The organism is Haemophilus sp. HMSC066D02, assembly GCF_001810545.1.
Lineage (GTDB): Bacteria > Pseudomonadota > Gammaproteobacteria > Enterobacterales > Pasteurellaceae > Haemophilus_D.
The window spans coordinates 1-25338 of the sequence record NZ_KV801813.1 but is presented as its reverse complement, the minus strand read 5'-3'; the positions used below and the strand labels follow the sequence as shown (position 1 = coordinate 25338).

Genomic DNA, 25338 nt, shown 5'->3' with positions numbered 1-25338 from the left:
GGAAAAGAAATGAATTTAATCTCAATGTTAAAAATGACTGCGTTATCGACCGCACTTTTATTAGTGGGTTGTTCAAGCAATACGACAACAACCACGTCATCCACAAAAAGTATTCCGTCAGTAAGCAGTAGTGCTGTTTATAGCAAACCAAGAACTTTAGATAACTTTAATGATTATGTACAGTTCTTAAAAGGCAAAGCGGCGGCTGAAGGCGTCTCGTTGTCAGTATTGAATGCACAAAATAATATTCAATATATGCAAAAGGCTGTAGATTTGGATCGTGCTCAAGCGGGTAGAAGTCAGCGTAATGCGGATCAACCACAGTTACCGAATCCAAACGGTACAACCAATTATCTGAATAAAGTACTGACCCAAAACAAAGTAGATATTGCCGAAGAGCGTTATTGGGAAGTCCAAGCGCCATTACAACAAGCAAGCCAACGCTATGGCGTTCAACAAGAATATATCCTTGCCTTATGGGGTATGGAAAGTAGCTTTGGCTATTATCAAGGTAGCTATGATGTGCTTTCAGCTTTAGCCACCTTGGCTTTTGATGGCAGACGTGAAGCCTTATTCAGTAAAGAATTTGTGAATGCGATGAAAATGTTAGAACGTGATCATATTCAACGTAACAGAATGTTAGGCTCTTGGGCGGGCGCAATGGGACAAACCCAATTTATGCCAAGCGCATTCTTAAATTATGCCGCAGATGGCAATGATGATGGCGTAAAGGATATTTGGACAAACCAATTTGATGCGTTTGCTTCAATTGCCAATTATCTTCACACGGTAGGTTGGGATAACAAATTGCCTTGGGGCGTTGAAGTAACATTAAATCAACCATTAGATTTATCGCTTTCAGGTATTGAGAAGAACAAAGCGCGTTCACTCAGTGACTGGCAGTCTAAAGGTATCACCTTGGCGAGTTTCAGCCAACAAGAACAAGATAAACTTGCCGCGCTTTCGCAAGCCGATCTTTGGCTAGTTCGCCCAGATAAAGAAGTTGGGCGTGCATTCTTGGTCTCCAATAACTACCGCACGATTTTAGATTGGAACAAATCAAATTACTTCGGTGTGAGCATCGGTATGTTTGCTGATCGCATTAAGATGGCCACCGGCTTGTAGAAAATTATTTTCCTTTTATAATCCAACAAAGCTTTGTTGGATTATTTTTTATCTATAAATTGAATATTTGGAGAACACGATGCAAAAAAAATGGCTTTCTATTTTATTGTTTGCACCTTTGATGCAGAGCAATTATGCATTAGCTGATCAAGCAGTGAAAAAAGAATTGGATTATAAAGCACTCGGTGAAGTGTTATTTTTTGATAAATCTATTTCTTTTAATAAAACACAAAGCTGTTCAACCTGCCATAGCCCGGATACCGCCTTTGTGGATCAACGTAAGAATTCCGCAAATCAAATGGTCTCAGAAGGGGATAATCCTCATCTTCATGGTAATCGTAATGCCAATACGGCGCTTTATGCTATGTTCTCTCCGGATTTTCATTTTGATAAAAAAATTAAAGATTATGTAGGCGGACAATTCTGGGATGGGCGAGCAAAAGATTTAGCCGAGCAAGCAGGTGGGCCACCAGTAAACCCAGTAGAAATGGGCATGCCGGATAAGAAAGCCATTGTTGAACGATTAAAAGCGGATCCTACCTATTACAAGCCAATTACAGATCTTTATGGTGAAAGTATTTGGGCAGATACTGACAAGATTTATGCCATCATGGAAAAAGCCATTGGCGAGTTCGAAAAACAGGAATTATTTGCGCCATTCTCTTCAAAATATGATCGCGCTTTAAAAGGTGAAGCAGAATTGACCGCACTTGAAGCCGAAGGTAAGGCGCTATTTTTCGATAAAACACGTACAAATTGTAGTAACTGCCACCAATCAAGTGAAGCGAATTCAGCAAAAGAAACCTTTACGAATTACCGCTATTACAATATCGGCGTACCAAGTAATCAAGAATTAATTAAGCACAATAAATTAGCTGCAGATTTTGTAGATAATGGACTATTGGATAATCCGATGGTGAAAGGTGATGAAAAGCAAAAAGGTAAATTTAAAGTCCCAACTTTGCGTAACATTGGTGTCACTGCGCCTTATATGCATAACGGTGTTTTCCGCGATTTAAAAACCGTTTTACTATTTAAAGACAGTTTCAATAATCCTAATCGTAAAGTGAATCCTGAAACAGGGAAAGCTTGGGATAAAGTCGAATATGCTCAAACCATTAATCCTGATGTTTTAAAAGCTAAACCGCTTACAGATGAAGAGATTAATGCGTTAGAGGCATTCTTAAAAACATTAACTGACGAAGCTTATGAAGAATAATTAAACGCCTGAGTTGAATTTAGCAATCGTTTTCGTTACTATGCGTGGCGATAATTATTATCATTTAAATTGTTTAATTTTACTCAGGAGATTTTTCTTATGAAAAGACGTTTTTCAACTTTAGCGATTGCCACTATTCTTGGTTTAAGTGCAGGTTTTGCCAATGCTGATCCCGTGAAAGTAAAAGATATACTTGATCGTGAAGTCACTGTTGATTTACCGGCAAAACGCGTGGTGCTTGGTTTCTATTACCAAGATTATATGGCAGTTGGTGGTGATAAAGCGTTAGATAACGTTGTCGGTTTTTCTAAGAAAGTATGGTCTTCTTGGGCTCCAGCAAGCTGGGAGTTATTTAGTAAAGCTGTGCCAAAATTGAATCAACTAGATGATGTGGGTGAAGTAGAGGAAGGCACATTCTCTGTGGAAAAAGTGCTTTCATTAAAACCTGATCTTTTAGTCTTAGCTGATTGGCAGTACGAAATGCTAGGATCTGATTTAGATGCTATCAATGAAGCGGGTATTCCAATTGTTGTATTAGATTACAACGCTCAAACCTTAGATAAACACATCAAATCAACGGAAATTATTGGCCAATTGACGGGGCAGAAAGATCGTGCCGCGAAAATGGCGAAAGAATACAAAGATATCGTAGAATATATTCAAACGACGGTTAAAAATGCAAAATTAGCAAAACAACCGAAAGTGTATGTAGAGTTCGGTCGTGGTGGCCCAGCTGAACAAGGGATGACATTCTTCTCAAGTATGTGGGGCTCAATGATTAGCCTTGTAGGCGCAGAAAACGTTGCTCCTGCAGAAATTGGTAAATGGGGTACATTAGCTGCTGAAAAAGTATTAGCCGCGAAACCGGATGCGATTATTATTACAGGCCGTGAAACTGAATTGAAGAAAAATCAAGACGGTATGGTAATGGGCTTTGGTATTGAAAAAGCAGAAGCAGAACGTCGTTTAAACGCATTTAAACATCGTGCAGGTTGGGCTGAATTACCGGCAGTGAAAAACAACCGTGTTTACGCAGCCTATCATGCGAACTCTCGTACTCTATCAGACAGTGCTTCAGTTCAGTTTGTAGCTAAAGCCGCTTATCCTGATCTGTTTAAAGATTTAGATCCGCAACAAACTTACTTAAACTTCTATAAAAACTACTTACCGGTTACCCCGGAAGGTACGATTTATCTTTTCCCTGAAACCAAATAAAGGAAACGTTAATTAATGAAAAACAATTCTGTTGTAGCAGATATTGTGGCTAACCAGCGTAAGCTTGAACGCAAACGCTGGTTTGTTATTTTATCTTTTCTTGTGATTGGCGTGGTCAGTCTTATTCTCGACGTGATGACAGGCCCAGCGATGCTATCGGTATCTGAAGTTGTGAATGCGTTATTCGGCATCGGTGAAGTCGATAAAATGACAGACAATATTGTGCATAATTTACGTTTACCGATGGCATTAATGGCGCTTGTAGTCGGGGCAACATTGGCTGTAGGTGGGGCAGAGATCCAAACCTTATTAAATAACCCTATGGCAAGTCCTTATACATTAGGACTCGCAGCAGCAGCAGGTTTTGGGGCTTCTGTTGTGATTGCTTTCGGAAGTTTTGGTTTACCGGTACAAATTGCAGTGCCAATTGGTGCGTTTGTCATGACCATGCTTGCGTCAGGGATTCTTTTCTTGTTCGCGTCTAAACGTCGTTTTAATTCTGAAATGCTCGTACTGGTAGGGATTGCATTGCTCTTTATTTTCCAATCCTTACTCTCATTAGTACAATTTATTTCGGCTCCCGAAGTCTCGCAGCAAATTCTTTTTTGGCTATTTGGTAGCTTAAATAAAGCCACGTGGCAAAGTTTAATCATCATTATTGTCGTCACCACAATTTGTGTCGCATTACTTTCCAAAGAGCTTTGGAAATTGACCGCACTTCGTTTAGGTGAAGATCGTGCAGCGAGTCTTGGCATCAATTTGCAAGTATTACGTATTAAGGTTTTAGTTCTTGTCGCAATGATGACGGCGACAGCAATTAGTTTCGTTGGCGTGATTGGCTTTATCGGCTTAGTTGCACCACATGTTGCTCGAATGTTACTTGGTGAAGATCAACGTTTCTTCTTACCGGGCGCGATGTTAGTCGGTGCGGCATTCTTATCCCTTTCTTCGGTATTATCCAAAGTTATTATCCCTGGTGCATTATTCCCAGTGGGGATTGTTACCTCGTTTATTGGGGTGCCTTTCTTCTTTTGGATTATTTTAAATAACAAGAGGGGACAATAATGTTAGAATTAAAGAATCTTACGGTAAAACGAGGTGATCTCACCGTTGCTGATCACATTAATGTCCGTTTTGAAGAAGGTAAAGTTTACACGGTGCTTGGGCCAAACGGCACGGGAAAATCCTCCATGCTGAAAACCATTTTTGGTGAATTACCACATGAAGGAATGATTACCTATCAAGGCAAACAGCTAGAACGGACGAAGTTAGCAGATTGGCGCAAACCAATTGGCTATATGCCTCAAGATAGCCGAGTAGATGCAAGCTTGACCGCACTTGAAGTTGTCCTTTTGGGACGAATGGATAGTCTAACGATGCGAGTAAGCGATGAGCTTCTCACTGAAGCAGCAAGTATTATGGCACAATTAGGCATTGGTCATTTAGCCCATCGTGATATTCTGAATCTCAGTGGTGGACAGCGTCAAATGGTGATGTTTGCCCAGGTTTTATTACGTGAGCCACAGATTTTAATGTTAGACGAGCCGGTGAGTGCGTTAGATATGCATCATCAGCTTAATCTATTAGAAGAAGTTTACACCTATACGAAACAGAAAAATCTGATTACTATAATGGTATTACATGATTTAAGCCTTGCTGCTCAATTTTCAGATGAGTTGATTTTACTTGGTGAAGGTAAAGTACAAGGCGTGGGCGATGCGCATCATGTTTTACAAGTAGAAACCATTAATCGTTTATATCGTGTAAACGTTGAATTATTGCAATGTAGTGCCGGTTTGCCGGTGGTTCGTCCACAACGTAAATCAGCACATTCTTAGAAGGAAATTAAAATGAAGAAAATCGCACTTGCAGCATTATTAGGTTTAAGTTTTGCTGCTCAAGCCGCTCATCATGACATCAAAATGTTGAATTCAAACAGTGAAGGCTCAATGGTTTTTGAACCGGGTTATTTAAAAGTACAACCAGGTGATACAGTGACATTTCGTCCGGAAAATAAAAGCCACTTTGTACACAGTAAAGCGATTCCTGAAGGTGCACAAAAATTCCAATCTGAAGAAGATCAGGAACTCACGATCACTTTAGATAAAGAAGGTGTTTATGTTTATACTTGCCCAGTACACCGTTCAATGAATATGAATGGTGTGATTCAAGTGGGTGATAATCTACCAAACAAAGAACAAGCAGAGAAAGTGGTGAAAGACCTTGAGAAAAAATCTATGACGAACAAAGGTCGTCTTGAAAAATATTTTGCTCAAGTAAAATAATTATTGAAATCGATGCGCCAGTTTGATGATTGGCGCATCTTCTTTATGTTTAAATCCGTTATTATTTACTATGCTTACAATCACCACTTGCAAAACTTATCCTTCGGCTCCTCAAAATCTTATTCCTGTTCAAACACAACTTTCTGATCAAGGTATTCCTACTCAATTTTTACCTTGGCAAGAAACATTACAAAGTCAGTTTATTCTGCCTTTAGCAGCATGGGATTATGCGAATTTCTATGATGAATTTACTCAATGGATTAAACAGCATAAGAATGCGTTCATCAATCCTGCGGAATTGATGTTATGGAATAGCCATAAAGGCTACCTATGTGATTTACAGAATTGGGGTATCAATGTTATCCCAACCCTTATTTGTTCTGCAAAAACATCTGAAATTTTGACCGCACTTGAACGCCAAGAATGGCCTGAATTTGTCATTAAACCTGCTGTAGGGCAGAGTGGTAATTTGGTGACAAAACTAAAACAAGGTGAAGCGTTACCTAATCTTTCTGCGTATGGTGAGCAAGTTGTGTTGCAGCCGTTTATTCCTGAAGTGGCGACAAATGGTGAAACTAGTTTGATTTTTTTCAATGGTGTATTTAGTCATGCTATTCGCCGACAGCCACCTCAAAATGAATGGCGAGCGAATTCACAATATAAAGTTGAAATTATTCCTGTAGAGGTTGATGATCATATTATTGAAACAGCATGCCATGTTTTACATAAATTGCCTGAAATGCCCGTCTATGCACGCGTAGATGGAACGATTATTCACGATCAATTTCTATTGAATGAATTAGAATTGATTGAACCTGCGTTATATTTAGATCGTTGGGAAGGGGCGACAGAGCGATTTATGGATGTGTTGAGAAGCAGAATACTAAAATAAGCGCATAAAAAAACCTTACTTTTTACAGTAAGGTTTTTTCATCTTTAACGATTAATTATTTTGCAGCTGGAGCAGCTGGTGCTGCAGGCGCAAATTTTTGTGCTAAATCAGCACCGTCTTTTTGTAATTTAGCTACTGCAGCTTGTAGTTTTTCAACTTTAGCTTGGTAAGCTTTAGTTTGTTCTTCAGTTGGCGCTTTAGTTGCTAAGTTTAATTGATCAACTAATAATTCGCTTGATAATGAAAGCACTTCTTTATTTTGATCTTTAATGCTTTTCACTGAAGGTGCTGTAATATCTAATTTATCTAAGCTTGCAATTGTATCTTCAACAGTTTTGTTGAACGTTTTGATTGCTTCTTCAATTTTTTTATCATCTTTTGCTTGAACAGCCGCAGTTAAATCAGATTGAAGTTTTTGTTGAGCAGCCATTTGAGCTTGCGCTTGGCTTGCGTTCCATTCAAGTAATTTGTTGTAGTCAGCTTGTTCTTGCGCTGGTGTAGCTTCAGCTGGTTTTGCTGCTTCAGCAGGTTGAGCTGCTTCTTGTTTAGCTTCCGGCGCAGGCTGAGTGGTTTCAGGTTTTGCTGGAGCCGGTTTATCTGCTGGTTTATCACAAGCAGTTAAGAATAATGCAAATAATGCAGTTGCGCTGATTTTAGTGAATTTGTTCATAAACAATCCTTTATTGATATAATAAAAATTTCTTAGCTTGTAAAACTAAGCCCCTTCTAAGACCGTATATTTTAGAATTAGTTTAAAAAAAATTCAAAAACTATTTTAGTGTTTGAATATATTCACTTAAATTATGAATATCTTGTTCACTTAAACGTTGTTTTGCCGGACTTCCTGCACTAGGAATATTTCCTGCTTTTCGTTCTGAAAGTGCGGTTGAAATTTCTTCTGGTTTTAATTGATTAATAATTTTGGATTCACCCATTGCTGGTTTTTCGCCTTGTTTCCCATGACAAGTTGCACAAGAGCGTTTATATACCTTTTCTGCTTTCACTAAGTCAGCTTCAGCAGAAAGGGCAGGAGGGGCAAATAAAAAGCCTAAAACGGGTAAAAGTGTAGAGAATAAGTAAATTCGTTTTTTCATTTTGGCTAGCCTTTAAATAATTTATCTAAATCTTCTGCGGGAATTGCGCCTTCATATTTAGCCTGAATATTACCTTCAGGTGTAATCACAAAACTTGTTGGCGTGCCGATAAGCTGATAGCGTTCAGCAGTAATTTTTAATTGATCTTTGATAACCGGTAACGTAAGCTGACGTTTGGCAACCACGGCTTTGGTATCCACTTTATCTCCATCCACATTAATGGCGATAAGTTGAACTTTATCTGGATTAGCTGCGGCCAATTTTTCGAATTCTTTTAATTCTGCGACACATCGTCCACAGGTTTCAGACCAGAATGTCAGTAAGCGAGTGCCTTTCCAATCATCAAGTTTCACTTCTTTACCTTGTAAATCATAGGCAGCGATGTCTGGTGCTTTTTGACCAATTGCAGCGACTTCATCTTTACAAGAAACGCTGCCAAAAATGACCGCACTTATGGCAAGTAGTTTGACGAATTTATTTTTCATGAATTTCCTCTTTTACAAATTTTCCGTGGTGGAGATAAATAACACGATCAGTCAACTCACCCAATTCTGGGTTGTGTGTCACCATCACAATGGTTCTACCTTGGCGATTTAACTCTTGTAGTAAATCCAGTACGAGCGCTTCATTTTTTTCGTCGAGGTTACCCGTAGGTTCATCGGCAAAAATAACGGGTGGTTGGTTCACTAATGCACGAGCAATACATACCCGTTGTTGTTCGCCTCCAGAAAGTTGGCTTGGACGATGATCAATACGATGACCTAATCCCACTTGTTCGAGTACCGCTTTAGCCGCCACCTCATCAATCACACTATGATAGTGCTGTGCGAGCATCACATTTTCAAGTGCGGTCAAATAAGGGATTAAATGGAATTGTTGGAAGACTAAACCAATTTTTTCTGCACGAAAACGCTGACGACCCACTTCATCCAGTTGTGCCGCATCGACACCATCTAAAATGACTTTACCTTCACTGGCGGTATCTAAACCGGTCAGAATATTCATGAGTGTCGTTTTACCTGAACCCGATGCCCCCATGATTGCAATAAACTCACCTTGGCGAATTTGAATATTAATATCCTCTAAAGCCGTGACTTGCCCGAATCGTTTATATAAATGTTGCGTTTCAATTACAAATTCACTCATTTTATTCCCCTTTTAATACATTTGCGGTTTGAATATTTAAAGCTCGTTTGGTTGGTACAATCACCGCAATAAAGGCAACCAATAACGATAAGACGATAGTAATTGGAATAACCGGCAGACGCATATCAATATAAGATTTGAATACGGTTAATCCAAGTAATTGTGCCAAGATGTAGCCGAAAATCAGTCCCGCAACAATTGCACAAAGTGCAATGATGAGGATCTCAGTACTAATCTGTTTAATGATGTCACTTTGTTTGGCGCCTAAGGCTTTTTGTAGTGCAAATTCTTTTGCTCGCTCACCAACAATCGCAATCAATGTGGTGTTTACACAAAGGGTGGCGAGAATCAAAATAACCAATGAGATTAACCCCATTAAGCCTTTGATTTTATCTAAAATCTGCCCTTCAGAAGCAGAGACTTTTCGAATCGGGCGGGCAGTCAGATCAGGTTGATGTTGCATAATGTCTTGTGCAAACTGTGCGACGTTACCTTGTTCATTTTTGACATTGAGCAAGGCGTTGTTTGCCAAGCCTTCTTTATCTAACCAACTTTGCGCAAATTCTAAGCTAACGATTAACATGTTGTCTGTGGCATCGCCTGCCTCAACAATACCTTTTATCGTGAATTCATGTTTTTCAACCGCATTTTTAGACAGAGTTAATTTACTTCCAACGTTTAAATTGAGTCGTTCAGCTAAGGTTTTCCCAATCATGGCATTGCGATCATCAAAATTCACATTAATGGCTGAGCCGGTAATTTGCCAATAAGGTGCCAGAACATGCATATCTTCAAACCACACGCCCATAATGACGATTTTTTCTAAATCACTTCGTGCAACACCATATAAATAAGGGCTGGCGGCTGTGATGAAATTATCTGGGGCGTTGTGTAGGATTTGCTTTAATTGGCGTTCTTTCATCAATCCACCATTGGCTGCACCAATATAAAAGTTTGCCCCGAAAGTACGGAGCTCTTGACTCATTTTGGTATTAATATCGAAATATACTGCTGCCATTGCGGTTACAATAGACGCACCGACAGTCAGCGCAGAGAAGATAATAAATACTCGTTGTAAACGTAGGCGTAATGCTTGGAAGATTAAACGCCAAAACATACTTTTATTGGCGGCCATACAGCACCTCCACAGGGTAAAGTTTGGCAATACGATGGGCTGGGAACCAAGTGCCCACCACAGCAATTAAAATAGACAGCATCAATACACAAGGGATGACAATCCAAGCGAAACTCAATGGTACGCCAAATAGCGCTGAACCAATAAATCCTGCTAAGCCCCATCCAGCAATACAACCAAGCGATCCACCAATTAAGGCACTGATAATGGCTTCACAATAAAATAATAAGGCGATTTGCCATTGGTATGCGCCTAAGGCTTTCATTAGCCCAATTTCTTTTGAGCGCTCAATGATCCCTGTACTCATTAATGAGGCAATTCCCATGGCTGCCGCGATTAAAGCAGCGAGAGTAACGACAGCAAGCAATAACTGAATTTTACCAATGACCACACCTTCTGACGCGGCAACTTGCCAAATAGGGCGAACAATGGCACCAGAAATGGCTTCTTCTAACTGATGTGAAATAGACGAAACATAAGCCGTACAATACCAACGATCGTACTCTTCGGCATCTAATGCATCGGTATTGGCACGCGCTTTGCGAGAAAGGTCATTTTCAGGTACGGTAAGCGCAGAGACTTTGACTGATTGAATTTTCCCTTCTAACCCCAGTAATTTTTGCACAGCATTGAGTGGCATGACTAATTGATTATCTTCAGCACCACCTGTGGATAAAATCCCGGTAATTTCAACCGCACTTTGATTATTAAGTTCATCATTTTGATAGTAAAGTTTGATTTTATCGCCTTGTTTTAGGCCAGTTCGTTGTGCTAATTGTTCACCAATGAGCGCAGGAATAAATTCACCTTCTGGTGTTTCAAGATCGTTTACCCATTCCCCTTGAACATGCCAATAAGGGCTAATAATTTTTTGTCCTGTGTGGTAATCATCTTCATCCGGTACAGGGATGTTGTGATCGAAAAACGTACCTAGCACATTAATTTGTTCAAGTGCGGTCGATTTTTCATGCGTTTTTGCAGAAGGAATTTCTGCTTTCACATCTGCACTTAATAATGGCGCAAATCCCACAATGTTATTTCGCCAGAAAATATCTTTAATATTCGGCAGTTCTTTTTCATCGAGGAAATCCTGGCTACTTAAATCAGTGTTATGACTGAGTTCGCCAGGCAAGGCTGCATTGCTTGCAGGTTCAACCAAAATATTAGCACCATAAGATTTCAGCTCTTTCGCCATTTTGTCGCCAATATCAATAGAAACAGCTAATAGCGCAGAGACTAAGCCAGCCGCTAAGAAAATAGTAATAACAGCCAACAGTTTACGTTTAATGCTGAAACGCCAAGATTGAAATAACATTCTTGCTAGCATTATTCCCCCTTACCTAAATACTTTTCAGGGTTATCACGGAATAAATCAAGATTTTTCTCACTTTCAAAGAAGTAAGTTTTACCTTCGTAATTATATTTGTGCTCCGTTTTAGTATTTTTCATTTGGGTACCACTAATCGGATCTTTTACATCGATTTCAATAATCGTGCTAAATAAATTTAACCCTTCTTCTAAGCTGGTTCGATTAATGAGAATTTCAGTCTCAGTTTGTTGCCAATCTTCAATCGGCACAGGATTACAGCCACCCGGTTTACCAATAGATGGAATAAACATATGTACGCCGCAGCCCACACAAACGACTTGGTTACCTTCCATAACATAGCCTTGGTCACCACAAAGCAAGCAGGCATCAAATACTGCAGCTAGACTTAATTTATCCGGTTGACGATTAATAACAAAAAAACGCACGGCTTTACCATCATCAGCAATCCAGACAAAACGGTGTAACTTACCGTCTTTTACTTGTTCAATTGGAATATGGACTTGTTGCTTTTCATCTAAGGTCAGAGGAATTGCTTCTGAAAGTTGTGGTGGACGAGAAGCAATTTGCTCCCAATAAAGTTGTGTAGCAAAAATAATTGCCAAGGCCAAATAGCCCCATCCAAGTAAGCGAGAGGAGTTACGCAATGCAGCTAATTTCTGGCGTTTTTCAATGGGTTCTTGTGTGGCATTAACTTGTTGCTTGCGTGATAAATGAATTTTGCCGTAGAAGATGGCAAGTACAACGAAGAGTAAGGCGGCACAGATGTAATTTAACCAGCGAGTGATTTCGCCTGATTTCGCAACAAAGCTTAAACGTAGTTTGGTGAGTTCAAGCACTTGAAGTTTCATTAAAATTAATAAGAGTTCGCCAAAAAGTGGAACAAGTAAGCAAATTAAGAGAAGGCTAATTGCACCCTTTAAAAGCGCGGTTGATTTTTGTTGTGTTTTTACCGCTTGTTTTAGAAGTAAATAGATCCAGCCTTGTAAGCATAAACAAAAAACAAAGGCAAAAATGACCGCACTTATATGTAAGATCGAATCAGTATTGATAACATCAGTAGAAACGAGGGCAGTAATATTAGGATCTTTTGCCCAGAAGCTTCCCGCTATGAGCATTAATATGGTTTGCCAAAAGACTGGTAAGCGACCTTTGCCGAAAATTAAACATAAGGTAAAGATAATCAAGAGCACCAATATTACGCCATTGACGATTAAATTGGTGATTTGTCCCGCAGGTAAACTAAGGCGCAATACGATACCGGCAATAAAACCGAATAGGCTAAGCCAAATTATTTTTTTGCACTTACAGAGGATTGTTTACTGTGATAAACACCGAGCAATAATGAAAAAGGTAAAAGTGCTTGAAGCAGGAAAGTAAAAAAATAATTCATAGTTTGACCATTTAATAGGATAAAACAGACGATATTTTAAGGTTAAATGAAATGCTATTGCCTTCCCCTGAAATACAAGGGAAGGCAAGTCGGTAAAATTAATATTTACCTTAGATTATTTGATGCCAGTGAATTTGAATTCATAGCTTACATCAAATGGTTTCCACCAACGGCCTACACCCGTTTCAGAGTCAGTATGACGGTGCATACCTGCTTTTGATGGTGGGTCGATGTGGTAAGTTAATTTATAGTTACCCACGCCCATCATTTTCACGTTTGCACCATAGTGAGGACCGTCACCTGCTACCATTGGCATGAAAGTACCTTCTTGTTTTTCACCAGTATCGGTATTCACTAAAGTATAGTTGATAGTTAAGTAAGGCATCCATTCACCATCACCAAAGCCATTTTTGTTACCTTTTACTGCATGGATATCCGCTTCTAAGTGGATATCTGATTTCGCAGCAGGTAAACCCATGCCACGTGGTTCCATATCGATTGGTTTGAGATAAACCGCCGCAATTTCCATTTCATTCATGGTTACCGCTTCACCGATTGGATATTCTTGGAATGCGTTAGCAGTAGACGCGGTGAAAATACCCGCAAATAATGCTGTTGCTAAAAGTGCTTTTTTCATTGTTTTTCTCCTAAAGGATTGTTGGGTATTACGCGGCTTTTTTGCTTTGATATTTCATAATAAACAGAGCAAATACGGCAGCGATGAGTAAGATTGCTTGTGGGATTAGGGTTTCCATATAAGGATAAATACCTAACCACGAAATTTCAGGCGCACCGCTAATCAGCGTTGGCTCGAAAAGTTTGCCTTCAATGAGTTCTAAAACAGATTTACCGGCGAATACAAAGGCCATTAAATACATGAAAGAACCCGTGAACATAAAGAATGGTTTAAGCGGTAATTTCACTACGGTATAACGCATCACGAAGTAGCAAATGGTGAGAATAATTACACCGACAATGATACCTGCGAAAAGGTAGATAAAACTGACCGCACTTTTCGCATCACCCACGAGGGCATAGTAGAACAATACCGTTTCCGCTCCTTCACGATATACGGCTAAGAAACTGGTAAGCCATAAGCCGATGAGTGATCCAGTAGTGAGGGCAGTAGAGAGTTTACCTTCTAAATAACGTTTCCAGTTTTGTGCTTCGACTTTAGACAATAACCAGTAACTCATCATAAAGAGCATGACGACGGCAAAAATCATCGTAAAGCCTTCTAGCAATTCGCGGTTTTGACCTGAATTTTCAAAGATAAGTTGGAAGATAAATGCGGTAATCACACTGGCAATTAATGCCACATAAACAGACTGACGGATAACTGGCAATTTATCTTGGTGGTTATTTTTAATTAAGTAAGTCACGATAGCCGCAACAATTAACAAGGCTTCCAAACCTTCACGAAGGATGATTAAAAGGCTATATAAGAACATCGACCAATCACTTTGTTCTCCACCCTGTAACATTTCAACCGCTTTAGTTAGATTCTGGTCTAAACCATCAGCTTGTGCTTGTAACTTATCACCTTGTTCAGCTTTCATTAAACTCACTAAACGAGTAAAGTAGCCTTCAAGTTCCGCTTTAAAATTGCTATCACGAGAGCCAATTTTGTTTTCCATCCCTGTACTTTCAAACACGTCAAAATAGGTGTCTTGTACGGAAAGAATGGCTTTTTTGCTTTCACCTTGTTGATAGAGCGCGATAGCTTGTTGAATACGTTGATTGATCTCTTGTTTAATCTTATTCCAATCTTGCTCTTGTTGATTATCTGTTGCTTGCTGCGCTGCATTGGATTGAACATTTTGTTCTTCACGTGTCGTTGGCAGGTTAGGCAAGTTTTCTTCAATATCTTGTAATAATTGCGTACTTTGATAGCCAATTTCTGTGATTTGATCGGCTTGTTCACTTAAACGGATGATATTGTAAAACTGTTGATTAATTGTCGCTGAAATTTCTGCAGAGCGATTTTGACGAATGGACATTTCCATTTCTGAGTTTTTATAGCCATCATATTGTGCTTGTTGGAACAATTTTTTCGCGTTAGCGAGATCACCATTTTGATACGCTTCAAGCCCTTGAGCGATTAAGTCATCAATAGTTTTAAAACTTTGTTGCCAATAAGGGGCAATCGCTTGATTATCATAAACACCATGTTGTCCATCGGCATTGAGTTGATGACCTTCAACCAGAGATGGCAACACTTCTTTTAATTCTTTTTTAAGTTGATCGATTTTAGCTTGAATCTCTTTTTGTGAGCTTCCTTCACCGATCATTTTACGGATCTCGCCAAACGTGGCTTCCATTTGGTAGCTTTTTTGTGCGGAGAAATTGATGCGAATTGGACCTTCTAGATTTTCAAAGACTTCAAAATAAGCCATTTGCACTTCAGTTCGGGCGTCATCTGTATTTCCTTGTTGGATAAGTTGAGACGTTTTATCTAAGCGAGCCGTAATATCATCAACCCATTGTTGATAGTTATCTTGTGCAAGGAGTGAAGAAGAAAAGGCGAGTGAAAAAATTAAAAAGAAAAATCGAATAGAACGGGATAGCATCGTCTATTTACCTCATTACCTCAAATGAAATTAATTCCTATTCATGATTATCCTTTGATATCAGTGAAATGACAATAAATAATTCTAATTTTTGTGATTGAGATCAAAAAATTCATAAGAGGTGGAAATCCTAGATGGTTATTTTATGCTCAAAAGAATAAAGCGCCCTTGTTAGGCGCTTTATCGAGATATTAAAGTGCGGTCAAAATAAGCGAGTTTATTGAGCGGGTGCCGCTTCTTCAACAGGCGCTTTATTATCTAACACATCCCATACACTTTCTTGTTTTGGTGATTCTGGTTGATCAGGCTGTGGCGATTGCGTAGTTTGTGCAGCGGTAGCAGTCGCCGTACTCGTTGTTTGCGCAGACGCACAGAAGTTTTGATCCTTATTTGCCCAAACTGGAATTGTTCGATTACTACCACAGCTCCAACTACCGTAAGCATTGATGCCAACCCATTTAATCGTAGAAGGTTGGCCGAGTTTTAGTTTTTCAATGACAACACGGTTTAAATAATCTTTATAGATTTGTAATGCACCTGAAGCACCTGTCAATTTGGTTTCACCGTTATCATCACGACCTAGCCAAATGGTGCTGACATTTTTACCATCAATACCGACAAACCAAGTATCACGGGCATCATTGGTCGTGCCTGTTTTACCTGCAAGACGAAGATCTGCGTAATCATTTTGTAAGCTACGCGCGGTACCACGTTCTACGGTTTGCTGCATCGCATACAAGGTTTGATAGGCGGCTTCTCTCGGCACCACTTGATCCGGTACTGTATTGTGTTCGTAAATAATATTCCCCTGACGATCGGCAATGCTTTGAATGGTACTTAACTCAATTTTGCCACCTTGATTTGCAATAGTTTGATAGAGTTTGGTCACATCATAAGGTGAAATACTATAAGAACCGAGCAAGGTTGCAGGCACTTTTGGAATCGTTACATTATCCCAGCCCATGGCTTTTTGCGTATCGATCACTTTGCTTAAACCGACTTTCATCCCAATATTTACCGTTGGAATATTCAGCGAGCGAGCAAGGGCATCCATCAACATCACCGAACCGCTATATTTGCGATCGTAGTTACGAGGTTGCCAAGGTTGGCTACCTTTAACATAAATCGTGATTGGCTGGTTTTGAATTGGCGTATTTAAACGAAATTGTTCCGGATTCATCAGTGCGGTCAAATAAATGGATGGTTTTACCAAAGAACCAATTTGACGTTTTGACATTAAGGCTCGGTTAAATCCGGCATATTCTGTTTGTAATCCACCGACAACAGCACGTATTTCACCCAAGTGATAATCCGCGACAATCATTGCGCCTTCTAAATGTGGATTTTTAGTTTGTATTTGCAATTGATTAACTGTATTCACCACAGCATTTTCAGCTTGTTCCTGTTGTTTTAAATCCATGGTGGAGAAAATACGTGCACCAAGTAGTGCAGAGGTTTTATTTTCCCCTAATTGACGACGAAGATCTGCTTGTAATGTTTGGATGAAAGCAGGGTATTTACGTGAAATTTGTCCTTTTGCTTGTACACCTAATGGCCGTTTACTCAACATCTCATATAACTCATCTCCAATCATTTGGTGATCAAGCATCAGTTTTAACACCACATTTCGGCGATCGAGTGCATATTGTGGATTTCGCCATGGATTATAAAGGGATGGTCCTTTCACCATGCCAACTAAAAGGGCAATTTGGTCTAGGCTAATTTCACGGATAGAGCGACCAAAATAGAATTGGCTCGCCAACGCAAAACCGTGAATTTGAATATCACCATTTTGACCAAGGTAAATCTCGTTCAGATAGGTTTCTAAGATACGGTTTTTATCATATCGCCAATCTAATACTAATGACATCAACGCTTCATTGGCTTTGCGTGTAATAGAACGTTCACTCGATAAGAACAAGTTTTTTACTAGTTGTTGAGTCAGCGTACTGCCGCCTTGAACCGTTTGACCCGCTCTAATATTGGCAATCATTGCACGCATAATACCGATAGGGTTAATCCCGTTATGCTCATAAAAACGGCGATCCTCTGTGAGTAATAAGGCATCGATGAGTAAACGAGGGTATTGCTGTAACGGAATGGCTAAACGATCTTCATTATCTGATTCCAACATTGCAATTAATTTAGGTGCGAGACGGAATTCATCAACCGCTTTTACGTTGACTAAATCTTCAATACGAGAAAGTTTGTTATCTGTAAAACGTAAACGTAATACACGTTGTGGCTCAGGCTTGTCAGGATAAGGGAATGCGCGACGAAGTAATACGATGGTATCCTCTTCGAGTTTAAAATCACCTGGTGCTGCAATCATTGTGGTTTGGCGGTATTCGTTATCGAGTAAGATTTGAATCACTTCGTCAAAAGAAAGGTTATCAGAAAGTTTTACGCTTTCTAAACGACTATACACTTCTGCCGGTAAACGCCAAATTTGGCCATCCATTTTTGAGCGAATTTGCCAGTCTAAATAGCCACCATAAAATACGGCAAGTGTCCCTAAAGTAAAGGCTACTTTAGCTAAAAAGATTTTACAAGAACGGCGCTTATCTGGCGCTTGTGTTTCTTGTTGTTCAGGTGAGGTGTTTTCCGTTTCCGACATAATAGTTAGCTTCAGAGAATGAGGTTAAGCAATAAATTCAAAATAGGCATTAAGAAAATGGATGAAGTCTGTTGTACCGCAGAAGGCGATACTTTCTTCATCATAATAATGGAAGTCGTCTTCTAAAATGTCATCTGTTTCAATCGCAAGGTTATTGGCGCGAATCATCACTTCATCTGTATTGATAAAAAGCGTGTATTCTGAACCAATCAACGTGACTTCATCATTATTTTTAATCTGCTCACAGGCAGAAAGTGCGGTCAAAAACGCTTGAGGATTTGACCGCACTTCTGAATTAAACCAATTGGCTAGAGCAATGTGTTCCATTGAACATTTGGCGTGCACATTGCCTAGATAATGGGTAAATTGAAAATCCATATTAGATGCTGAATGAAGAACCACAGCCACAGGTGCTGGTTGCATTTGGATTGTTCACCACAAAACGAGAACCTTCCAATCCTTCAGTGTAATCAACAGTACCGCCAATTAAGTATTGTAAACTCATTGGGTCAATCACTAATTGCACACCGGCTTTTTCAATGGTTAAGTCACCTTCATTGATTTTATCATCAAAGGTAAAACCATATTGGAAACCGCTACAACCGCCACCGGTAATATAAACGCGTAATTTTAATTCGTTGTTTTCTTCTTCGCTAATTAAACTTTTTACTTTATTGGCTGCCGCATCAGTAAAAGTTAGCGGTACGGCCATATCTAAATCTGACATATCTCTATCCCCACTTTCCTAAAAATAATCCTTGTATTATCTAATAACCTGTTAATTCATTCAAGATTTTTCACGGAATTAGTGCTATTATATGCGAATAAATCTGAATTAAATAAGGAGAAATAATGGGCATTCCATTAAGAACTGAAGAAGAAATTGTTAAGTTGCGTGAAGCGTGTAAATTAGCGTCAGATGTCTTGGTTATGATCGAACCTTATGTCAAAGAAGGGGTGACCACAGGTGAATTGGATCGCATTTGTCACGATTATATGGTGAATGTACAAAAAGTGATTCCTGCGTGCTTAAATTATCATGGTTTCCCGAAAGCAACCTGTATTTCTATAAATGAAGTGGTTTGCCATGGTATTCCAAGCGACGATAAAAAATTAAAACAGGGCGATATTGTCAATATTGATGTGACCGTAATAAAAGACGGTTATTTCGGTGATAACTCTAAAATGTATGTCGTGGGTGAAACCAATATTCGTAGTCAAAAATTGGTTGAAGCCGCACAAGAAGCACTTTATGTGGGATTACGTACGGTTAAGCCGGGTATTCGTTTAAACGAAATTGGTAAAGCGGTTCAAAAATATACCGAAAGCCAAGGCTTCAGCGTGGTGCGTGAGTACTGTGGTCACGGCGTGGGAACTGAATTCCACTGTGAACCGCAAGTTTTACACTATTATGCGGATGATGGCGGTGTGATTTTAAAACCTGGAATGGTATTTACCATTGAGCCAATGATTAATGCGGGTAAAAAAGAAGTACGCATTATGGGCGATGGTTGGACAGTAAAAACCAAAGACCGTAGCCATTCAGCGCAATATGAGCATCAAATTGTGGTTACCGAAAACGGTTGTGAAGTGATGACAATCCGCGATGAAGAAATTGCGGAAGGTCGAATTCAACGTATGATGAATAATCTTTAAGTTCAGCTAAAAGCCTACGATAGTGGGCTTTTTTTATAATTATTTTGTTTGTGGAATACCTATGCTTTTTCCTTATCATTTCGACTCTCCACTCACGCCAAGTGCGGTCAAAATCCAGCGTGAAAATTTGAAGGAATTTGAACGTCATCACTTCGATGATTATTCTGTTTTTGAGCTGATTGCTAGCCGTACACAGTTTTGTGATGATTTGTTAAAACAGCTTTGGCAGCAATTTGAATTAGATAAAGCTCATCTCACCTTAATTGCGGTAGGTGGTTATGGCAGACAAGAAATGTTTCCTTTATCTGATTTGGATGTTCTTGTTCTTTCAAAAGAAGAAAAAGAGCCTGAAACGGAAGAAAAAATTGCTCAGTTTGTGCAGTTCTTGTGGGATTGTGGATTTGACGTAGGGCATAGTGTTCGTTCTTTAGAAGAATGTGAAAAGGAAGGTAAACAAGACATTACCATTGCTACCAATTTGCTTGAGTCTCGTTATTTATCGGGAGATGTGTCCCTTTTCAATGCCTTAGATGAAATATTGAAAAAGCCAGATTTTTGGGCGGTAAAATCATTCTTTGATGCTAAAGTACAAGAACAAATTGAACGTTATCAGCGTTATCACAACACCACTTACAACTTAGAACCCGATTTAAAATACAGCCCCGGTGGTTTACGGGATCTTCATCTTTTATATTGGATCGCATTACGCCATACCGGAGAAATGACACTTGATGGCATTTTGGAAAGCGGCTTTATTTACCCATCAGAACATCAGCAATTATTAGAGAGCCAAGAATTTTTATTCAAAGTGCGGTTCGCTTTACACTTGATTTTAAAACGTTATGACAACCGCTTGTTGTTTGATCGTCAAATCAAAGTGAGCGAGATGCTTGGTTTTGAAGGTGAAGGAAACCGTGGTGTCGAAAAAATGATGAAACGTTTTTTCCAAGCTTTACGCACAATTTCTCGTTTGAGTGATATCCTGATTAAGCATTATAAAGCGCATTTTTTATCAACAGATGGCGAGCTCTCTATTCATCCTTTGGATGAGAATTTTGAATTAGTGAATCAAAGTTTGTGTTTACGTAAGGAAGATGTGTTTTTACGTTCACCAGATCGTATATTGGATCTTTTTTTCTATCTTACGAAGCATAAACAAGCCGAAATTCATTCATCAACATTACGCCAACTTCAGATTGCGTTGGAAAGTTTGACGCAGAAATTATGTGATATTCCTGAAGCAAGAGAAAAATTTATTCGGTTATTTAATCAACCGAAAGCGATTCAGCGCGCATTTCTCCCAATGCACCAATACGGTGTGTTAACGGCTTATTTACCACAATGGCAGGGAATTGAAGGTTTAATGCAATTTGATCTTTTCCACATTTACACGGTGGATGAACATACCTTACGAGTGATGTTGAAATTGGAAAGTTTCTTAGCTGAAGAGGAAGCAGAATCTCATCCCATTTGCCATCAAATATTTAGCCAAATTTCTGACCGCACTTTGCTTTATGTTGCCGCTCTTTTCCATGATATTGCGAAAGGTCGAGGTGGTGATCATGCAGAGTTAGGGGCTGAAGATATTGTTGAATTTGCCCGTTTGCATGGTTTTGATCGTCGAGAAATCGAAACGATGGCTTGGCTAGTGAAAGAACATTTGCTCATGTCAATCACTGCGCAGCGTCGAGATATTCATGATCCTGAAGTCGTGATGAGCTTTGCGGAAAGTGTACAAAATCATGTGCGCTTAGATTACCTCACTTGTTTAACGGTCGCGGATATTTGTGCAACAAACGGTACCTTGTGGAATAGCTGGAAGCGTTCTTTGTTTGCCTCACTGTATGATTATACGTCACAACAATTCCGCCAAGGGATGAATTTATTATTAGATAATAAAGAAAAGATCCTTGAAAATCGTCAATTGGCGTTGGCAATTTTATCCGAAGAAAAACCAGAATTATCGGAAGAGAAAATTTCAGCGTTGTGGCAGCGTTGCCCATCTGATTATTTCTTACGAAATAGCCCAAAACAAATTGCGTGGCATACGGAGCTATTAGCTGAATTTGATGGTGAAGTACTCGTTAAAATCAGTAACCGTTTTTCTTCCGGCGGAACAGAAATTTTTGTTTATTGTCCCGATCAAGCCAATTTATTTAATAAAGTGGTATCAACCATTGGCGCGAAAAAATTCAGTATTCATGATGCGCAAATTTTGACATCCGATGATGGCTACGTATTCGACAGCTTTATCATCACAGAATTAAATGGTGAATTGGTTCGTTCAGAACGTCGCCGAGAATTGGAGACGGTATTAACCTCTGTTTTATTAGGCGAAAAATTGCCATCCATGTCTTTTGCAAATAATCGACAGTTGCAACATTTCACCGTAAAAACAGATGTACGTTTTTTGAAAGAAACCAAAAAAGAGCATACCGAATTAGAAGTGGTGGCTTTAGATAAACCAGGTTTATTGGCTCAAATCAGTCAAATTTTTACCGAGTTAAAACTCAATCTTTGGAATGCAAAAATCACGACAGTGGGAGAAAAAGCTGAAGACTTTTTTATTCTAACAAATGAGAAAGGCACAGCATTAACCGAAGAGGAAAGGGGATTGTTAGAAAACGTACTCTATGAACGTTTATAATATGAAATAAAAAAGTGCGGTTAAATTTAACCGCACTTTTATATTTTAAGCAACTGCTGCAAATGCAATATCAGCGGCAGCAAGCGTTTTTTCAATGTCTTCATTTGTATGAGCTAAAGACATAAAGCCAGCTTCAAAAGCAGAAGGCGCAAGGTAAACACCTTGATCGAGCATTTTATGGAAGAATATTTTGAATTTTTCGGTATCACATTTCATGACTTCTGCATAAGAGGTAACTTGTTTTTGGTCAGTGAAGAAAATACCAAACATGCCGCCTACATGATTAATTACAAATGGCACATTGTGTTTTTGAGCTAATGCTTTTAAGCCGTCACAAAGTTTAGTGGTTAATTCTGCAAGGTGCTGTTCATTACCTGCTTTTTTCAATTCGGTTAAACAGGCTAAACCAGCCGCCATTGCAATTGGGTTACCTGAAAGAGTACCTGCTTGATAAACAGGGCCGGTTGGTGCGAGGTGTTGCATAATCACTTTTTTACCGCCAACAGCACCCACTGGCATACCGCCGCCAATGACTTTACCTAATGTGGTGAGATCCGGTGTTACACCATAGTAAGCTTGTGCGCCCGCAAGTGAAACACGGAAACCCGTCATGACTTCATCAATAATGAAAAGTGCACCATATTGGTCACAGATTTTGCGAATGCCTTGTAAGAAACCTTCTTTTGGTGGAACACAGTTCATGTTGCCTGCGACAGGTTCAATAATCACACAAGCGATGTCGTTAGGAAATTCTTCAAATAATTTTTTAACAGAATCAAGATTGTTATATTCTGCAGTTAAAGTGTGTTTTGCAAAATCTTCAGGCACACCTGGTGAGCTTGGTTGACCAAGTGTTAACGCCCCCGATCCTGCTTTTACTAGAAGTGAATCAGAATGGCCGTGGTAACAACCTTCAAATTTTAAGATTTTGCTTCTATTTGTATAACCACGCGCAAGACGAATGGCTGTCATGGTTGCTTCAGTACCTGAACTCACCATACGAACCATTTCAATAGATGGCACAATTTCACAGACTAGTTCCGCTAAATCAATTTCAGATGGTGTTGGCGCACCAAAGCTTAAACCATTTTCTGCTGCTTTTAATACAGCATCTAAAATAGCAGGGTGGTTGTGACCTAAAATCATTGGTCCCCAAGAACCCACATAATCAATATATTGTTTGCCTTCGGTATCATAAATATAAGCGCCTTTGGCTTTTTGAATGAATACAGGTGTACCACCTACGCCTTTAAAAGCACGAACAGGGGAGTTTACGCCACCAGGAATAACTTCTTGTGCACGAGAGAAAAGTGCGGTTGATTTTGTCATGATTTTTAATCCTTATATTAAAAGTGGGCATATTGTACTAAAAAACTGAATTTGAGAAAAACCTTTGTGTGCTGATTTTTCTTTATGTTATCCTTTGCAAAAAATTTTTAGGATAAAAACTATGCTAAGTCTTCTCATCACTTTTTTAGGGGCATTTTTAACCTTAATTGTCATGCGACCAATTGCCAATAAAATTGGCTTGGTTGATAAACCGAATTATCGTAAACGTCACCAAGGTGCAATTCCCCTTATTGGCGGTGTTTCTCTTTTCATGGGAAACCTTTGCTATTATTTAATGGAGTGGGATCAACTTCGTTTACCGTATCTTTATATATTCAGTATTTTTGTTCTACTGGCAATTGGTATCTTAGATGACCGCTTCGATATTAGCCCTTTCTTGCGTGCAGGGATTCAAGCCGTGCTTGCGATTTTAATGATCGACTTAGGTAATGTTTATTTAGATCATTTAGGTCAAATTCTCGGACCATTCCAATTAACACTTGGCTCTATTGGGTTGATTATTACCGTATTTGCGACAATAGCAATTATTAATGCCTTTAATATGATTGATGGTATCGATGGATTATTGGGTGGATTATCAATTGTTTCCTTTGCTGCCATTGGTATTTTAATGTTCCGTGATGGTCAGATGGATATGGCATATTGGAGTTTTGCCCTAATTGTCGCGATTTTGCCTTATCTATTATTAAACTTAGGGATTCCGTTAGGACCTAAATATAAAGTTTTCATGGGCGATGCAGGAAGTACTTTAATCGGCTTTACTATTATTTGGATTCTACTTTTAAGTACGCAAGGGAAAGGACATCCGATGAATCCAGTGACCGCACTTTGGATTATTGCTGTTCCTTTAATTGATATGGTAGCCATTATTTACCGTCGTTTACGTAAAGGGAAAAGTCCATTCCGTCCGGATCGCTTACACGTACACCATTTAATGGTTCGTGCAGGATTAACGTCTCGCCAAGCCTTCTTATTAATTACCTTCTTTGCTGCTATTTGTGCGACAATCGGGATCTTAGGCGAAGTCTTCTATATTAATGAATGGGCAATGTTTATTGCGTTTATTGTATTATTCTTCCTTTATGCTTATTCAATTACAAAAGCATGGAAAATCACCCGTTGGGTAAGAAGAATGAAACGTCGCGCACGTCGTAATAAGGAATAAATGAAATAAAGAGGATAGCAATTTGCTATCCTTTTTTACGTTTTAGCACTAAAAATAAACGAATACATAATAAATTCTATACAAATTGAACAAAAATTTATCTTTTGATATTTTTTTTCAAAAAAGTGCTAGACAAGATATTTGGAAATCATTAATATACGCCCCTGCAACGACGCAGTAACGCGTTCGTAGCTCAGTTGGATAGAGCGTTGGCCTCCGGAGCCAAAGGTCGCAAGTTCGAATCTTGTCGAGCGCGCCAGAAGTCAATGCGGTAAACAACTAATCAATGGTGGCTATAGCTCAGTTGGTAGAGCCCTGGATTGTGATTCCAGTTGTCGTGGGTTCGAATCCCATTAGCCACCCCATCTTCTCTTAAGTGAGAAATCTGACGGCGAGTAGCGCAGCTTGGTAGCGCAACTGGTTTGGGACCAGTGGGTCGTAGGTTCAAATCCTATCTCGCCGACCAATTTATTTTTTGCTCTTTAACAATATATCAGACAAT

Annotated in this window: 22 protein-coding genes, 3 tRNA genes and 1 pseudogene; 13 read left to right on the top strand and 13 right to left on the bottom strand. The window is 39.3% G+C overall.

Going from position 1 to position 25338, the window contains the following annotated elements:
• Window positions 1–9 precede the first annotated feature (9 nt).
• The 7 genes from HMPREF2750_RS06525 (at window position 10) to HMPREF2750_RS06495 (ending at window position 6736) form a co-directional block, all read left to right on the top strand.
• Complete coding sequence (locus HMPREF2750_RS06525) at window positions 10–1125, top strand: lytic murein transglycosylase (RefSeq protein WP_070583106.1); 1116 nt, start codon at window positions 10–12, stop codon at window positions 1123–1125.
• A gap of 79 nt (window positions 1126–1204) precedes the next feature.
• A complete protein-coding gene (locus HMPREF2750_RS06520; RefSeq protein WP_070583105.1) occupies window positions 1205–2344 on the top strand; it encodes a cytochrome-c peroxidase in 1140 nt (379 codons plus the stop codon).
• Between the two features lie 99 nt (window positions 2345–2443).
• On the top strand, window positions 2444–3559 hold the full coding sequence (locus HMPREF2750_RS06515) for an ABC transporter substrate-binding protein (protein ID WP_070583104.1): 1116 nt from the start codon (window positions 2444–2446) through the stop codon (window positions 3557–3559).
• Window positions 3560–3574: 15 nt separating this feature from the next.
• Window positions 3575–4624 carry a FecCD family ABC transporter permease gene (locus tag HMPREF2750_RS06510; protein WP_070583103.1) on the top strand — a complete coding sequence of 350 codons (1050 nt, stop codon included), beginning with the start codon at window positions 3575–3577 and terminating at the stop codon, window positions 4622–4624.
• Window positions 4624–5397 (top strand): ABC transporter ATP-binding protein, encoded by a 774-nt coding sequence (locus HMPREF2750_RS06505; protein ID WP_005696236.1) that lies wholly within the window; start codon window positions 4624–4626, stop codon window positions 5395–5397. The genes HMPREF2750_RS06510 and HMPREF2750_RS06505 overlap by 1 nt, the downstream gene beginning before the upstream one ends.
• Before the next feature lie 12 nt (window positions 5398–5409).
• On the top strand, window positions 5410–5844 hold the full coding sequence (locus HMPREF2750_RS06500) for a pseudoazurin (RefSeq protein WP_049357412.1): 435 nt from the start codon (window positions 5410–5412) through the stop codon (window positions 5842–5844).
• Window positions 5845–5914: 70 nt separating this feature from the next.
• Complete coding sequence (locus tag HMPREF2750_RS06495; protein WP_070583178.1) at window positions 5915–6736, top strand: ATP-grasp domain-containing protein; 822 nt, start codon at window positions 5915–5917, stop codon at window positions 6734–6736.
• Window positions 6737–6791: 55 nt separating this feature from the next.
• Here the strand turns inward: HMPREF2750_RS06495 and HMPREF2750_RS06490 are convergent, their stop codons facing one another.
• The 12 genes and pseudogenes from HMPREF2750_RS06490 to erpA all read right to left on the bottom strand — a co-directional run bounded on the left by HMPREF2750_RS06490 (window position 6792) and on the right by erpA (window position 18745).
• Window positions 6792–7406 carry a lipoprotein HlpB gene (locus tag HMPREF2750_RS06490; protein WP_070583102.1) on the bottom strand — a complete coding sequence of 205 codons (615 nt, stop codon included), beginning with the start codon at window positions 7404–7406 and terminating at the stop codon, window positions 6792–6794.
• 100 nt (window positions 7407–7506) lie between these two features.
• Window positions 7507–7830 (bottom strand): c-type cytochrome, encoded by a 324-nt coding sequence (locus tag HMPREF2750_RS06485; RefSeq protein WP_070583101.1) that lies wholly within the window; start codon window positions 7828–7830, stop codon window positions 7507–7509.
• Window positions 7831–7835: 5 nt separating this feature from the next.
• Window positions 7836–8315: a TlpA family protein disulfide reductase gene (locus tag HMPREF2750_RS06480; protein ID WP_070583100.1), complete on the bottom strand. Its 480-nt coding sequence runs from the start codon at window positions 8313–8315 to the stop codon at window positions 7836–7838.
• On the bottom strand, window positions 8305–8976 hold the full coding sequence (locus HMPREF2750_RS06475; protein ID WP_049373319.1) for an ABC transporter ATP-binding protein: 672 nt from the start codon (window positions 8974–8976) through the stop codon (window positions 8305–8307). Before HMPREF2750_RS06475 ends, HMPREF2750_RS06480 begins: the two co-directional genes overlap by 11 nt.
• A gap of 1 nt (window position 8977) precedes the next feature.
• Window positions 8978–10111, bottom strand: coding sequence for an ABC transporter permease (locus HMPREF2750_RS06470; protein ID WP_049373321.1), 1134 nt, complete (start codon window positions 10109–10111; stop codon window positions 8978–8980).
• Window positions 10098–11438: an ABC transporter permease gene (locus tag HMPREF2750_RS06465; RefSeq protein WP_070583099.1), complete on the bottom strand. Its 1341-nt coding sequence runs from the start codon at window positions 11436–11438 to the stop codon at window positions 10098–10100. Before HMPREF2750_RS06465 ends, HMPREF2750_RS06470 begins: the two co-directional genes overlap by 14 nt.
• Window positions 11438–12831, bottom strand: a pseudogene (locus HMPREF2750_RS06460) (Fe-S-containing protein). Before HMPREF2750_RS06460 ends, HMPREF2750_RS06465 begins: the two are co-directional and overlap by 1 nt.
• Window positions 12832–12946: 115 nt before the next feature.
• Window positions 12947–13468, bottom strand: coding sequence for an iron transporter (locus HMPREF2750_RS06455; RefSeq protein ID WP_005696223.1), 522 nt, complete (start codon window positions 13466–13468; stop codon window positions 12947–12949).
• Between the two features lie 28 nt (window positions 13469–13496).
• Complete coding sequence (locus HMPREF2750_RS06450) at window positions 13497–15401, bottom strand: FTR1 family iron permease (RefSeq protein ID WP_049373327.1); 1905 nt, start codon at window positions 15399–15401, stop codon at window positions 13497–13499.
• A 217-nt stretch (window positions 15402–15618) separates the two neighbouring features.
• Window positions 15619–18018 (bottom strand): penicillin-binding protein 1B, encoded by a 2400-nt coding sequence (mrcB, locus tag HMPREF2750_RS06445; RefSeq protein ID WP_070583098.1) that lies wholly within the window; start codon window positions 18016–18018, stop codon window positions 15619–15621.
• 24 nt (window positions 18019–18042) lie between these two features.
• The gene (locus HMPREF2750_RS06440; RefSeq protein WP_070583097.1) at window positions 18043–18396 is read right to left on the bottom strand and encodes a YacL family protein; all 354 of its coding nucleotides are present in this window, start codon (window positions 18394–18396) and stop codon (window positions 18043–18045) included.
• A 1-nt stretch (window position 18397) separates the two neighbouring features.
• Window positions 18398–18745 carry an iron-sulfur cluster insertion protein ErpA gene (erpA, locus tag HMPREF2750_RS06435; RefSeq protein WP_070583096.1) on the bottom strand — a complete coding sequence of 116 codons (348 nt, stop codon included), beginning with the start codon at window positions 18743–18745 and terminating at the stop codon, window positions 18398–18400.
• A 125-nt stretch (window positions 18746–18870) separates the two neighbouring features.
• On the opposite strand from erpA, the gene map reads away from it, so the two are divergent.
• Window positions 18871–19674: a type I methionyl aminopeptidase gene (gene map / locus HMPREF2750_RS06430; protein ID WP_070583095.1), complete on the top strand. Its 804-nt coding sequence runs from the start codon at window positions 18871–18873 to the stop codon at window positions 19672–19674.
• Window positions 19675–19735: 61 nt separating this feature from the next.
• On the top strand, window positions 19736–22321 hold the full coding sequence (gene glnD, locus HMPREF2750_RS06425; RefSeq protein WP_070583094.1) for a bifunctional uridylyltransferase/uridylyl-removing protein GlnD: 2586 nt from the start codon (window positions 19736–19738) through the stop codon (window positions 22319–22321).
• Between the two features lie 45 nt (window positions 22322–22366).
• On the opposite strand, the gene hemL is transcribed toward glnD, so the two are convergent.
• A complete protein-coding gene (gene hemL, locus HMPREF2750_RS06420) occupies window positions 22367–23650 on the bottom strand; it encodes a glutamate-1-semialdehyde 2,1-aminomutase (protein ID WP_070583093.1) in 1284 nt (427 codons plus the stop codon).
• Between the two features lie 121 nt (window positions 23651–23771).
• Between hemL and wecA the strand changes: the two genes are divergently transcribed.
• The 4 genes from wecA to HMPREF2750_RS06400 all read left to right on the top strand — a co-directional run bounded on the left by wecA (window position 23772) and on the right by HMPREF2750_RS06400 (window position 25302).
• Window positions 23772–24836, top strand: coding sequence for a UDP-N-acetylglucosamine--undecaprenyl-phosphate N-acetylglucosaminephosphotransferase (wecA, locus tag HMPREF2750_RS06415; protein WP_070583092.1), 1065 nt, complete (start codon window positions 23772–23774; stop codon window positions 24834–24836).
• 182 nt (window positions 24837–25018) lie between these two features.
• A tRNA-Arg gene (locus tag HMPREF2750_RS06410) sits at window positions 25019–25095 on the top strand.
• A gap of 30 nt (window positions 25096–25125) precedes the next feature.
• Window positions 25126–25201: transfer RNA gene (locus HMPREF2750_RS06405), tRNA-His, on the top strand.
• Between the two features lie 24 nt (window positions 25202–25225).
• Window positions 25226–25302: transfer RNA gene (locus tag HMPREF2750_RS06400), tRNA-Pro, on the top strand.
• Window positions 25303–25338 lie beyond the last annotated feature (36 nt).